The organism is Streptococcus oralis SK610, assembly GCF_000257455.1.
GTDB classification, from domain to species: domain Bacteria; phylum Bacillota; class Bacilli; order Lactobacillales; family Streptococcaceae; genus Streptococcus; species Streptococcus oralis_CB.
Window position 1 is genome coordinate 46,358 of sequence record NZ_AJKQ01000003.1, and the last position, 12,012, is coordinate 58,369.

Below are 12,012 nucleotides of genomic sequence, written 5' to 3' on the forward strand. Positions count from 1 at the left end.
TCACGGGGGACTAGAGTCCCAAGGATTTTCAAGGATAAAGAAGTTATCTTTCAAAGTTAGAAACAAGACTTCTATGATTTCTTAGATAGAGGAGATAAACATGTCGAGACCTAGAAAAATACGAATCTTGCTCGCTTCTGTACTTGCCTTAGTTGTTGGTATCACTCTTTATTCTCAGTATCAAAGCCACCAAGAACGCTTCCAATTAAAGACTTCCTTTGAAGAAAAGGACACTATTGCCGTCTTAAAACATTTAACAGCGTCAGGAAAATATGCGTCTGACATGCGAAAAGCAGGCTATATTGTTCCTCCCGACGGTGCCATCCGCTTGGATGGAGGAATTGACTCCATAGGGATAAAAGGAGACATTGATTTGAAAATGTCGAATCCTAGAAGGGATGAAGTCTCGGTTTTATTTGAAACAATGGTAAATGAGGAAAAAATAAATGCCTACTATATTTTAGATCATCAATTAACCCTAAAACGTAGATACTATTCTTATATTAGTAATCAAAATAAAGAAAGTGTGACTATCTCTCAAGCCGAAGAAGAACGCCTGTTAAAGATTGTTCGAAAAGAGTTGAAAGCTTTTCTAGATAAGATGTATCAGACTTTGTATGGTTGATGTTACTAGTGAGAAATGGATGCGAGACTCTGTGCAGAATGTCAACGATGATGAGAAAGGGGGGATAAAATGTTTACAGAATTGCTTTTTATTGTCTCTTTAGTGTTACTTTTACGTTTGTTTAAGAGTAGACGCTCACGAATGATTATAGGAGTCTTGTATAGTTTGCTGCTAGTCTGGTTTGTCTTTTCAGTTTTGAACTATGGCAAATACACTCTTCAACCAGGTCAATCTGTCAACTTAAGAGTAAATCCCAGAACACAAGATTTGGAATACTATTCACTCTTCATCTTGAAGAAAAACGATTCAAGTAAAATTAAATTAACTGGCTCTAGTGTTTGGAGTGAGAGTAATGGTGATGTTTACTATGAAGTAGAGGGACAAAAAATTATAAAAAGCCATGGTTTCGACAAGGAGGATGAAGAACTTCCAAACAACCAAGCAGATATTTATTTAGAAAAAGATGGAGTTGTTGTGAGTTACCAAGGTGAAAAAGTATTTGATGCCACCAATAACAAACCCTACACGATCACCATTACCAATGTAGACAACCAACCAGCCCAATTTGAGGCTCAAGTGGTGGATAAATAAGCTAGTCTAGTAGTGTGCAAGCTTTTCAATTTTCTTTCTTTAAAAGGGAGCTATTATTTTAAACAAGTAAAAAAGCCCTGAAACCAGAGCTTTTCCTATTAAAAATTTCTTTTAACGAAAATTGGGAAGCGTGTTTAGAATCCGATCTACAAAAAAAGAGGACATTTACGGTCCTCTTTTTGACTACTATAGATGAAAAGGTCAGCTAACTTTTAGCCTTATTTTTCATCTTTGTGAAGCATGTTTTTAACACCTTCAATAGCGCCTTCGACAGCATCTTTAGCATCTTCAGCAACTTCTTTTACTTTAGAAACAACTTTTTCAGCTGTTCCTTCTTTTTCCATTTTTTCATCGCCGATCATTTTGCCGACACCTTCTTTAATGGAACCTTTTGCTTGGTTTAATTTTTCTTCTGTTGACATGATTCTGCCTCCTTTAAATTGATTGATTTAGACCAGATGAATTAGTGTACGCGAGCATTTTCCTTTGCTTCGCCCTTAACGGCTTCAACACCTTCGCCTACTTTTTCTTGAACAGCAGCAACACCTGAACCGATACCAGATTTCACTTTTTCAAATTGTTCTGAAGCAAATTCTCCTGTTGAAGAAGCCACGTCAGTTACTCGGTCTTGAAGGCTAACTGAATCTGCTTCATGCTGTTCCTTCGTTTTGATATCAACAACATTCACATTGACTTCAACAACTTCTAGATCAGTCATTTTTGTAACTTGTGATACGACAACATCTTTGATTTCTTTGTACAAAGCTGGAACATTCTTTTGGTATTCAACAACAATGTTCAAATCAACTGCAACTTGTTCTTTCCCAACTTCAACATTGACACCATGAGTGACATTATCTGTATTGATAATTTTTTCTGTTAGATTAGAGAAGAATCCTCCATCCACATCCAAAAGTCCAGGTACTTTTTCAAGTGAAAGACCAATGATTTTTTGGATGACTTTATCCTCATAAGTGAGTTCTCCTTTAACATCTTGAGAAACAACAGCAACATCTTTTTTTTCTACATTTTTATCTACGTTTGACATACGAGACTCCTTTATTTATTTAAAAATTTTTCCTTAACATAGTATCCTGCAAATGCCCCTAAGGCTCCACAAATTAGTACAAATAGTGTTTTGAAAAAGCCAAAGGATAAGATAAAGCAAGCGAGAATGACACCTACTAAACCTGCAATAATTGGATACTGATATTTTTTAAACCATTCCATTTTTACTTCCTTACTTTACACGACTAACAGTCTTTTTGGTCGTTTTTTGAGGTTCATATTCTTTAACTTTAACTTCAAGTTTTACCTCACGTTCAATACCAAAGAACTGCTTTAATCCATGAGTTATTTCATTCTGAATGACTAGACATCGATTTGAGATGTTGTCTGAAGGAAGAATTTTCCCTTCAACAGTAACGAAACATTTATTTTTGCGGCTATTTACATGGACCGTTGGTTCTTTCATCAACTGATGATCAATGACCAAACATCGAACAAAGCCTTCGATAGCTGAATTTTTTAGTTTTAATGTATCTTCTTGAGTTTCTAATTGAATCTCTAGATATTGTTTAGGATAAAAGAGTATCACTAACATTGAAAGTAAAACTAAAACAGATAGGACAAGTGTCCCCCAAAAGACATATCTAGCAATCAGGAATTCAGCGTAGAGTTCTCTCCAACTGAATAAGTGGATATCTAAATCACTGACCTGATGATAATCTATGAGAATAGGAAGGAAAATAGTCAAGATTAAGATACAGAAAATAAGTAACAATATTTTCTTTGATTTTGACATATTAAATCCTTTCAAATGAAAAGCTTTAAATCATAATTTTACCCGTCTACAGTATTCAAAATTATGGCTTATCACTTTTAATTTCTTATTAGGTAATGCTTATTTTTTACCAAATAGAAATGAAACGACTGCAACAACAATCACAGCACCAACGATTGATGGAATAATAGCCATTCCAGCCAATGAAGGTCCCCAGCTTCCTAGAAGTGATTGCCCTACAGACGAACCGATAAGACCTGCAAAGATATTTGCAATCAATCCCATTGAACCACCTTTTTTAGTGATTGCACCTGCGATGAGACCAATAAGACCTCCTACAATAATGGACCACAACATAGTGTATCCTCCTTTTCTATTTCTAAATCAAAGAGTCAATTTCTTTGATTGAACTAATTATATACTATCTCAACTTGGAAACATAATAGTTTGTCTTGAATTACGTACCGTAAAAATGCACTTTAGATACAAATAAATAAGAAAATATTGATGCTACTGGGTTTCTAAGGGATTAGACTAGTCTTTTTATGACAAGCAAAAGTCGTTGTAAGAGGATAAATGCACTCCATGTGGTATAATTGCATGAAGATTGAAAGACAATCCTTTAGTTTATTATAAAGAGAGAAAAGCTATTCATGAGAGATTTATTATCGAAAAAAAGTCACAGACAATTAGAATTATTAGAATTACTGTTTGAAAACAAACGCTGGTTTCATATTTCAGAACTAGCAGAATTATTGCACTGTGCAGAACGTTCTGTAAAAGATGACTTGTCCCATGTCAGATCTTCTTTTCCTGACTTGATATTTCATTCCTCAACAAACGGCATCCGTATCATTAATACCGATGATAGTGATATTGAGATGGTCTATCATCATTTTTTTAAGCATTCAACCCACTTTTCAATTTTAGAATTTGTCTTCTTTAATGAAGGATGTGATACTGATAGTATTTGCAAAGAGTTTTATATCAGTTCTTCCTCTCTTTATCGTATCATCAGTCATATTAATAAAATTATTAAGAAACAATATCGTTTTGAAATTAGCCTCAATCCAGTTCGAATCACTGGAAATGAGATTGATATCCGTTACTTTTTTGCCCAGTATTTTTCAGAGAAATATTATTTCCTTGAATGGCCCTTTGAAGATTTTTCTCAAGAACCCTTGTCTCAATTATTGGAATTAGTCTATAAAGCAACTTCTTTCCCGATGAATTTATCAACTCATAGAATGTTAAAATTACTTCTGGTTACAAATTTATATCGCATAAAGTTTGGTCATTTCATGGAAGTTGAGAGAGACTCTTTTAACAATCAATTGTTGGAATCGTTTATGCAGGCAGAAGGAATCAACGAGATTGTAGCGAGCTTTGATTCTGAATATCATATCTCTCTGAATAAAGAAGTGATAGGTCAACTGTTTGTATCCTATTTTCAAAAAATGTTTTTCATAGATGAAGAAGTGTTTCTGAACCATGCAAAAACAGACAGCTATGTAAAAAAATCGTATCAGTTATTGGGCGAACTAGTAGATCAGGTATCAAGAGAGTATAATCTCCAAGTAGACAATAAGGACAATCTGATTTGGCATCTGCATAATACAGCACATCTGCATCGTCAGGAATTATCGACAGAGTTTATCCTATTTGATCAAAAAGGTAATACAATCAAGAACTTTCAAAATATTTTCCCTCGCTTTGTTTCAGAGGTGAAGGAAGGGATTGAACACTATCTAGAGGCTTTGGATATGGATCGTAGTTCAATGAAGGTCAATCATTTGACCTATACGTTTATCACTCACAGCAAACACTTGGTGCTAAATCTTTTACAAAATCAACCGAAATTAAAGGTTTTGGTCATGAGTAATTTTGATCAGTATCATGCAAAATCAGTAGCTGAGACACTTGCTTACTATTGCAGTAACAATTTTGAACTGGAAGTTTGGAGTGAATTAGAGTTATCCCTTGATGCTCTAAAAGAATCACCTTACGACATCATTATTTCTAATTTTATTATTCCGCCGATTGAAAATAAGAGACTGATCTATTCCAATAATGTCAATACAGTCGCTCTCATCTCTTTGCTTAACGCAATGATGTTTATTCGATTAGACGAGTAACTAAGAATAATAAAAAAGCCTTGATTCCAAGGCTTTTTCTGTTGATGTTTCTTTCCTTACACGAACTTTTACATTGAGAATCAACTAGTTTTGAAGTACCTTTACTTAGTCATTAAAGGAAAATAGAGTCAGGCTACTCACCGTTTGGTTTGAAACAATTTGATTTTATCGTCACAGTAAGCTATTAAAGCTTGTGCTTTCTCAAAAGTATATCCTTTTTCAGAAGCTGACTTCACTTTCTTTTCATCAAAATAGTAGCCAGTCAATCCCCTAATCTCTTCTGACAATGTGAGATAGTAGCCTGTTTCGATTCCCTCGTCTAGATCTTTTGAAAGAGACTTCATCAAGCGGCCAAAGAGAGACTTTTTCGTTTTTTCATCACTGGAATCGTTCCCCAAATTGGTTGAAATCAAACCTGGATGGTAAGAATTGATGGTGATGTTTGAACCACTTAAGAAGAACTCTCTGGCTAGATAGCGTGTCATCCAAATAGTGTAAAGTTTAGAATTATTATAGGCCAATCCGGGATTATAATTGTTCTCAAATCCAAAGTCCAAATCCTTGACCTTGGCAAAATGATGCATATAGGAGGAGGTATTAATGATACGACCGTCAGGCGCTTTTTCTAACAAGGGGCTTAGCTCAGTTGTTAACATATAGGGAATGAGAACGGATAACATAAAAGTCAATTCGATATTTTCAGCACTTGCTTTCCGTTCTTTTACTCCATAAAGTCCTGCATTGTTAAATAAGACATCGATACTTTGAAAGTCTTGCTTGATTACCTCCGCAAAACGATAAACATCGTCTAATTTTGAAAACTCTGCAAGGTAGCTAGAAACTCTGCCTCTCAAGGAAACTGTTCGAACCTCTTGAAGCGCCAGCTCAAGTTTTTGAGGATTGCGACCATGAAGGATGACCTGATGCCCTTGGCTGGCCAGTTTCTTTGCCAAATGCTTACCGATACCATCAGTAGCACCTGTAATCAGAATCGTTTTGACCATATTAGTCCTCCAAGAAAGCAATGAGTTCTTTTGAAAATTCGTCTACATATTGGAAAATCGAACCGTGCCCTGCGTTTGGATAGATAATTAGCTTACTATTTTCGATTTTTTCATGCATGTCATAGGAATTTTCTGTTGGAACCTGTATATCCTTGTCCCCGTTGACGATTAAGGTTGGTTGAGTGATAAATGTTAGGTCGTCTTGAGGATCTTTCCCCCAACGTTTAATAGCTTTGAGTTGAGTTAGGAAACCAGGCACACTCATGTCTTTATCCGCAAATTCCTTTGTTCTCATACCCATTCGTCCTAGGACTTTCAAAGCTTCGATTTTCCCTTGTTCATCATGATTATAGAAGATATAGCGTTTAGGATCGATGCGCTGGAGTCCCGCTTTAAACATATAGTTAAAGGTTTTCCCTGTAACTTTATCGACCTCTTTTCCACCTCGAGGACCTGTTCCAGCCAAGATTAAACGATTGACTAGAGTAGGATTTATTCGGATGATTTCTTGGGCAATCATACCTCCCATAGAAAGGCCAAGAAGATTGATTTTATCGTAACCAAGCGCTTTTACAAAGTCAATTGTCTGCTCAGCCATTCTAGGAATGGTTGGCGCCACTTTGCCTTGACTGGCTCCAACACCAGGAAGATTGACTACAATGACATGGTGTTTTTCAGCAATCAAGTCTAATAGTCTTGGATCCCAGTTATCGAGAGTTGCTGCCAAATGGACCAGCATCAGAAGAGGTAGTTTTGATTTGCCTTTGCTGAGTTCGCGATAGGCGATTTGGTTTTCTTGGACAGTGATGTATTGATTTTTAGTTGTAAGATATGACATTGTGTTTTCCATTTTTATTTCTTAAAGCTGAGGACTGTTTTTCCACGTGAGCGACCATTAGCTACCTTGTCTAAGGCGCTATTCGCTTCTTCAAATGGATAGACTGTATCGATAGAGGGTTTGATTTCTAATTTGCTAAAGAGGTCAGCTACCTCTTGTAATTGAGCGCCATTGCTTTCTACAAAGATAAAGTGGTAGTGAACGCCGTATTTGTCAGCCATCTTATCAAATTTGCGACCGGCTAAGCCAATAATCATCTGTTTCCATTTTGGTAGATTCATGCGTTTGGCAAAAGTACCGTTTGGCATGGCACGAAGTGAGACAAGATGACCACCTTTTTTCATGATAGACATTTGTTTTTCAGTTTCTGCACCACCGAGAGTATCGAGGACATAATCCACTTCGTTGACAGTTTTTGTATAATCCTCTGTTTTGTAATCGATAAAGCGATCTGCTCCTAGGGTCAATACACGCTCAGCACTATCTCCAGCTCCATTGGTGATGACTGTCAAACCTTTAGCCTTGGCAATCGGAATGGCCATTCCACCGACACCTCCAGTACCACCAGAAATAAAGATTGTTTTCCCAGCTTGAGCGCCCATGAGTTCTAAGGCTTGCATGATAGTCAAGGCAGTCAAAGGTACCGCAGCAGCTTCCTCGTCTGATAGATAGTCTGGAACCTTGGCTGGAGACTGACTATCGACAGCAACGTATTCTGCAAAAGCGCCGATATGGTCAAGTGGCAGACGTCCAAAGACACGGTCTCCTACTTTGAGATTTTTGACTTGTCTACCTGTCTCTTCAATGATACCGACCACTTCATTACCAGCAGTTTGAGGAAGTTTGTAAGGAACAATCATTTTAACCTCACCACGAGAGATCATGTTATCCAGAGGATTAACACCAGCTGCGGTGACTTTGACCAAGACTTGTTTGTCTGTAATACTTGGTTTAGCGACTTCTGTGATGTTCAGTGTGATATTGTTTTTGTTATAAGTAGTGTGTTGTGCGACTTTCATTGTCTTCTCTTTTCTATTTTTTGTTGTATCTGATAAAGATACAAGTATAGTCTTTTTAAAACTGATCTGCATGCAAATCAGTTTCGTTTTTGTTTGGCATCTTTATAAAGATTGTCAATGACATCTTCTAAAGTTTGATTTGCTAATTCCTTCTCTAATTGAGATTCGGCACTAGCGAAAAGCGGTGAAACTGCTCCTTGGATATGTTTTCCAACTGGGCAATCAGGATTGCTATTTTGGTGAACGGGAAATAAGCTGATGTGGCTGACTTCTTGTGTTGCAAAATAAATGTTAAGTAAGGTGATGTCCTTTGGCGATTTACTAAGTTGGTAGCCCGTTTTTCCTTGATGAGACTGGATTAGTCCAGCATTTTTCAATAAGGCAATCACTTTTCGAATGTAACTAGCATTGGTCCCAACGCTCTCAGCCAGTGCTTGAGAACTTAAGGTTTCCTTGCTTTCACTAATCATTGTTAAGATATGCAAAGCAACTGAGAATTTTGTATCCATCTGAACTCCTTTTCATAAACCTGTATCAGATACGATAACAAGTATAACATAAATAAAAAGAAAAGCAAGACTTTTGTTTTTAATTTTGAATAATTTTTTGAAGAGTGTAATCAGATTAGAGATGTCTGGAAAAGGCGTTCGCAAGATTATTTCTTGACAATCTTTTGGTAGAATAAAAGTAGGGAGGATACAAAAAAAGCCTTGAAATCAAGGCTTTTCCTGTTGTATTTAGATGCCCCCTGCAGGGCTCGAACCTGCGACCCATAGATTAAGAGTCTACTGCTCTACCAACTGAGCTAAGAAGGCAAATAAAAAGCTGTATTGGTGCCGAAACTTCACGGTTTGTATTGAACCCGCGCAATTAAGCAGGTGGGCAACTCGCTCTAACTGAAGCTGTTTCCGTGTGAGACGGCCTACATGCTGTTAGAAGACTTTTGTTTCCCTAATAATACAAAAAATAGTCGGTCAACACTTAAGTGTGAAGTCGTACACCACAGCGTTTCTATATTTATATGATACCACTTTTTTAAAAAAATTCAAGAGGAAAAATTATTTTTTTTGAAAAGGATTTCACAAGTTTCTTAATTTATCAATGGTTTCCTTGCGTTGAGCTAAGGCCCGTTCGTACTTGCCAGTATCTTCTGGAGAGAAGTAGTGATGATCTCGAATTTTTTCTGGCAAGTAATCTTGTTTGACCCAGTGTCCAGGATAGCTATGGGGGTAGAGATAGTTTTGAGCGTTCCCCAGTTCCTTGCTTCCACTGTAGTGACCATCACGCAGGTGTCGGGGAATAGGCAAATGACCTGATGTTTTGAGGTCGGTAAGAGCTTTATCCATAGCCACATAGGCTGAGTTGGATTTTGGAGAAAGGGCCAAATCAATCACGACATTGGCAATGAGAATACGAGCTTCTGGGAAACCAATCTTTTGTGCAGCATCTAGAGCAGTTACGGTATGAATCTGGGCTTCAGGATTGGCCAAACCGATATCTTCATAGGCGATAACGGTCAAGCGGCGCGCTAGACTAGGCAAATCACCAGCCTCAATCAAGCGGGCAGCATAGTGGAGACTAGCATCCACATCCGAGCCACGGATGGATTTTTGCAGGGCTGAGAGGACATCATAGTGTCCATCTCCATCCTTATCCATGGTAATGTAGCTCCGCTGCAGGCTATTTTCCATGATATCAAGAGTGATATGGCGGATGCCCTTGTCATTTTCGGGAGTAGAAAGAACAGCCAAGTCAAGTGAGTTGAAGGCAGAACGCAAATCTCCGTTTGTAGAAGTTGCGATGAAATCCAGCGCCTCCTCATCTAGCTCAACTGGAAAATCAAAACCACGCTCAGGGTCAGATAGAGCTATCTGAATCGCTCCTTTGACATCTTGGTTAGACAGAGGTTCCAACTCAAAAATCTGAACACGGCTACGGATGGCAGGAGTGACAGAAAAGAAGGGATTTTCAGTCGTAGCACCAATCATGATGACCAGACCACTTTCCAAGAGTGGCAGAAGAAAGTCTTGCTTGGTTTTATCGAGACGATGAATCTCGTCTAGTAGCAGTACAAGGCCACCTGAGAATTTAGCCTCTTCAGCGATTTCTTGGAGACGTTTTTTACTATCAACAGTGGCATTGAAGGTCCGAAAGGCATACTTGGTCGTTCCAGCGATGGCAGAGGCGATACTGGTCTTGCCGATACCTGGAGGTCCGTAGAGAATCATGGAAGACAGACGATTTGCTTCCACCATACGACGGATAATTTTTCCAGGTCCTACCAGATGCTCTTGACCGATGACCTGGTCGATGATTTTAGGGCGCATGCGAAGCGCGAGATTGTCTGGCATAGCAGTCCTTTCTAACATGGATTTTCTGATGTATATGTGGTAAGATGGTAGTATCTATTTTAGCATATTTCCGAGCAATCGGGGCGATTAAAGAGTCGCATAGAAAGAGGACAAAATGGCAACATACGGATTTTTAGATGTTTTAGAGGAAGAGTTGGAGAAGAACTTTCCCTTTGACTTTGAGATTAGTTGGGACAAGCGCAATCATGCGGTTGAAGTGAGTTTTTTGTTGGAAGCGCAAAATGCTACGGGAGTGGAGATGCTGGATGAAGACGGAGAGGTGTCATCGGACGATATCCTCTTTGAGGAAGCGGTGCTCTTTTACAACCCTGCTAAGTCAACTGTCAATGAGGAAGACTATTTGGCAGTCATCCCTTACCTACCTAAAAAAGGATTTTCTCGTGAATTTTTAGCTTATTTTGCTCTATTCCTCAAGGACACTGCAGAGGTTGGACTAGATGCCCTTATGGACTTTTTGGAAGACCCAGAAGCAGAAGAATTTGTCATGGAATGGAACCAAGAAGTCTTTGAAGAAGGAAAAGTTGGCTTGGAGGAAGGGGAGTTTTATCCTTATCCGAGGTATTAGAAACTAGTGAGGAAGTATATGAAGAAAATAGGTTTGTCTTTTATCTCTGGTCTGTCCTTTGTTTTTTTGATGCTAGGATTTGCTTTTGGGACAATTGCCTTTAAAGAGTTAGACTTTTCGTTTGTCTTTGTTCTAGGTTACCTATTTACTTTCTTCAGCATCTATCTGATATTTATCCTTCATGAGCTGGGACACGCATTTTGCGGTTACCTGACTGGCTATCGACTGGTGGCTTTTGGATTAGGGAATTTTCTTCTGACCAAAAAGTCAGGAAAGTTTTCTCTTAGTCGAACAGCTGTTCTCAAAAATGTTGGTGCTCAGTATATTGGATTGAAAGAAGATGAAAGCGACCAAAGAATCATCCTGATGCTTGCAGGCGGCTTGATAGTTCATCTTAGCTTGATTTTATTGGCGATATTGTATGGATTTTTGACAGCTAACTGGTATTTTGCAGCTACTTGGATTTGTCTAAATCTATCTTTTCTTCTCATCAATGCAAAGCCAGTTGGGATTACCGATGGAGCGAAAATTTGGGAATTGCTACAACAGCCTGAAAATAGGAAATACGCTTATTCGGTGTTGAGGCATTCTGCCCAGACCTTGCTAGCTCCTCAAGAATATGATTTGAAAGACTTTATCGTGCCTGTTGCTGAGGATGTGAGAGGGAGTTTTGCAGAAAGTGTTCAGACCCTTCAGGGCTTGGTATTCATATTGGATGATAATATAGAACTTGCTAAGCGACAGTTTCAGTCTTTGCTAGAGAAAACAGATAATCCAATGTCTAAAACGATTTCTCAATTATACCTTCTTCAAATTGCCTTGCTAGAAGGAGATTATGAGAAAGCAGAGGAATATGCAAGCAATCGAGGAGTCAAGTCCTTCTTATCTCTAAAAATGGCAGATACGCAGATAATGCAAGCCTGGTATCAATTTCTGGTAAAGAAAGATATGGATCAGACTGACAAGGCTATAAAAATTGCTAGAAAAAACATGGTGACTAGCCGTTTGGTGCAGGATGAGAAACGTTATTATGAAAACTGGTTAGCAGAGTTGGAGAAAGAATTATCCGAAGGAGTCTGA

At 38.2% G+C, this 12,012-nt stretch carries 15 protein-coding genes and 1 tRNA gene; 5 read left to right on the forward strand and 11 right to left on the reverse strand.

The annotated features are described in order from the left end of the window. Nucleotides 1–100: 100 nt before the first annotated feature. Together HMPREF1115_RS03040 and HMPREF1115_RS03045 are read left to right on the forward strand one after the other, a co-directional pair. Nucleotides 101–625 carry a hypothetical protein gene (locus HMPREF1115_RS03040; RefSeq protein WP_000089609.1) on the forward strand — a complete coding sequence of 175 codons (525 nt, stop codon included), beginning with the start codon at nucleotides 101–103 and terminating at the stop codon, nucleotides 623–625. 69 nt (nucleotides 626–694) lie between these two features. Continuing rightward, the gene (locus HMPREF1115_RS03045; protein WP_000493733.1) at nucleotides 695–1,216 is read left to right on the forward strand and encodes a hypothetical protein; all 522 of its coding nucleotides are present in this window, start codon (nucleotides 695–697) and stop codon (nucleotides 1,214–1,216) included. Between the two features lie 218 nt (nucleotides 1,217–1,434). Here the strand turns inward: HMPREF1115_RS03045 and HMPREF1115_RS03050 are convergent, their stop codons facing one another. From HMPREF1115_RS03050 to HMPREF1115_RS03070, 5 genes are all read right to left on the reverse strand, one after another. Next, nucleotides 1,435–1,638 carry a CsbD family protein gene (locus HMPREF1115_RS03050; protein WP_000102421.1) on the reverse strand — a complete coding sequence of 68 codons (204 nt, stop codon included), beginning with the start codon at nucleotides 1,636–1,638 and terminating at the stop codon, nucleotides 1,435–1,437. Between the two features lie 41 nt (nucleotides 1,639–1,679). Continuing rightward, nucleotides 1,680–2,264 (reverse strand): Asp23/Gls24 family envelope stress response protein, encoded by a 585-nt coding sequence (locus tag HMPREF1115_RS03055; RefSeq protein WP_000072931.1) that lies wholly within the window; start codon nucleotides 2,262–2,264, stop codon nucleotides 1,680–1,682. An 11-nt stretch (nucleotides 2,265–2,275) separates the two neighbouring features. Next, nucleotides 2,276–2,446 (reverse strand): DUF2273 domain-containing protein, encoded by a 171-nt coding sequence (locus HMPREF1115_RS03060; RefSeq protein ID WP_000454668.1) that lies wholly within the window; start codon nucleotides 2,444–2,446, stop codon nucleotides 2,276–2,278. Nucleotides 2,447–2,456: 10 nt separating this feature from the next. Next, entirely contained in the window at nucleotides 2,457–3,020 is a 564-nt protein-coding gene (gene amaP / locus HMPREF1115_RS03065) for an alkaline shock response membrane anchor protein AmaP (protein ID WP_000045618.1), read from the reverse strand. A 99-nt stretch (nucleotides 3,021–3,119) separates the two neighbouring features. Next, nucleotides 3,120–3,356: a GlsB/YeaQ/YmgE family stress response membrane protein gene (locus HMPREF1115_RS03070; RefSeq protein ID WP_000964741.1), complete on the reverse strand. Its 237-nt coding sequence runs from the start codon at nucleotides 3,354–3,356 to the stop codon at nucleotides 3,120–3,122. A gap of 296 nt (nucleotides 3,357–3,652) precedes the next feature. Between HMPREF1115_RS03070 and HMPREF1115_RS03075 the strand changes: the two genes are divergently transcribed. Then, complete coding sequence (locus HMPREF1115_RS03075; protein WP_001205291.1) at nucleotides 3,653–5,134, forward strand: M protein trans-acting positive regulator PRD domain-containing protein; 1,482 nt, start codon at nucleotides 3,653–3,655, stop codon at nucleotides 5,132–5,134. 137 nt (nucleotides 5,135–5,271) lie between these two features. Here HMPREF1115_RS03075 and HMPREF1115_RS03080 read toward each other — a convergent pair whose 3' ends face one another. The 6 genes from HMPREF1115_RS03080 to HMPREF1115_RS03105 all read right to left on the reverse strand — a co-directional run bounded on the left by HMPREF1115_RS03080 (nucleotide 5,272) and on the right by HMPREF1115_RS03105 (nucleotide 10,346). Next, nucleotides 5,272–6,138 carry an SDR family NAD(P)-dependent oxidoreductase gene (locus HMPREF1115_RS03080; protein WP_000241139.1) on the reverse strand — a complete coding sequence of 289 codons (867 nt, stop codon included), beginning with the start codon at nucleotides 6,136–6,138 and terminating at the stop codon, nucleotides 5,272–5,274. A gap of 1 nt (nucleotide 6,139) precedes the next feature. After that, a complete protein-coding gene (locus HMPREF1115_RS03085) occupies nucleotides 6,140–6,976 on the reverse strand; it encodes an alpha/beta fold hydrolase (protein WP_002881895.1) in 837 nt (278 codons plus the stop codon). 14 nt (nucleotides 6,977–6,990) lie between these two features. Further along, nucleotides 6,991–7,995 (reverse strand): NADP-dependent oxidoreductase, encoded by a 1,005-nt coding sequence (locus tag HMPREF1115_RS03090; protein ID WP_000861519.1) that lies wholly within the window; start codon nucleotides 7,993–7,995, stop codon nucleotides 6,991–6,993. Between the two features lie 77 nt (nucleotides 7,996–8,072). Continuing rightward, nucleotides 8,073–8,504, reverse strand: a complete 432-nt coding sequence (locus HMPREF1115_RS03095; protein WP_000379851.1) for an Rrf2 family transcriptional regulator — start codon at nucleotides 8,502–8,504, stop codon at nucleotides 8,073–8,075. Between the two features lie 233 nt (nucleotides 8,505–8,737). After that, nucleotides 8,738–8,810, reverse strand: a tRNA-Lys gene (locus tag HMPREF1115_RS03100). A 264-nt stretch (nucleotides 8,811–9,074) separates the two neighbouring features. Then, nucleotides 9,075–10,346, reverse strand: coding sequence for a replication-associated recombination protein A (locus HMPREF1115_RS03105; protein WP_001113177.1), 1,272 nt, complete (start codon nucleotides 10,344–10,346; stop codon nucleotides 9,075–9,077). A 115-nt stretch (nucleotides 10,347–10,461) separates the two neighbouring features. Between HMPREF1115_RS03105 and HMPREF1115_RS03110 the strand changes: the two genes are divergently transcribed. Beyond that, the gene (locus tag HMPREF1115_RS03110; protein ID WP_000257129.1) at nucleotides 10,462–10,932 is read left to right on the forward strand and encodes a DUF3013 family protein; all 471 of its coding nucleotides are present in this window, start codon (nucleotides 10,462–10,464) and stop codon (nucleotides 10,930–10,932) included. An 18-nt stretch (nucleotides 10,933–10,950) separates the two neighbouring features. Then, entirely contained in the window at nucleotides 10,951–12,012 is a 1,062-nt protein-coding gene (locus HMPREF1115_RS03115; protein ID WP_000719508.1) for a site-2 protease family protein, read from the forward strand.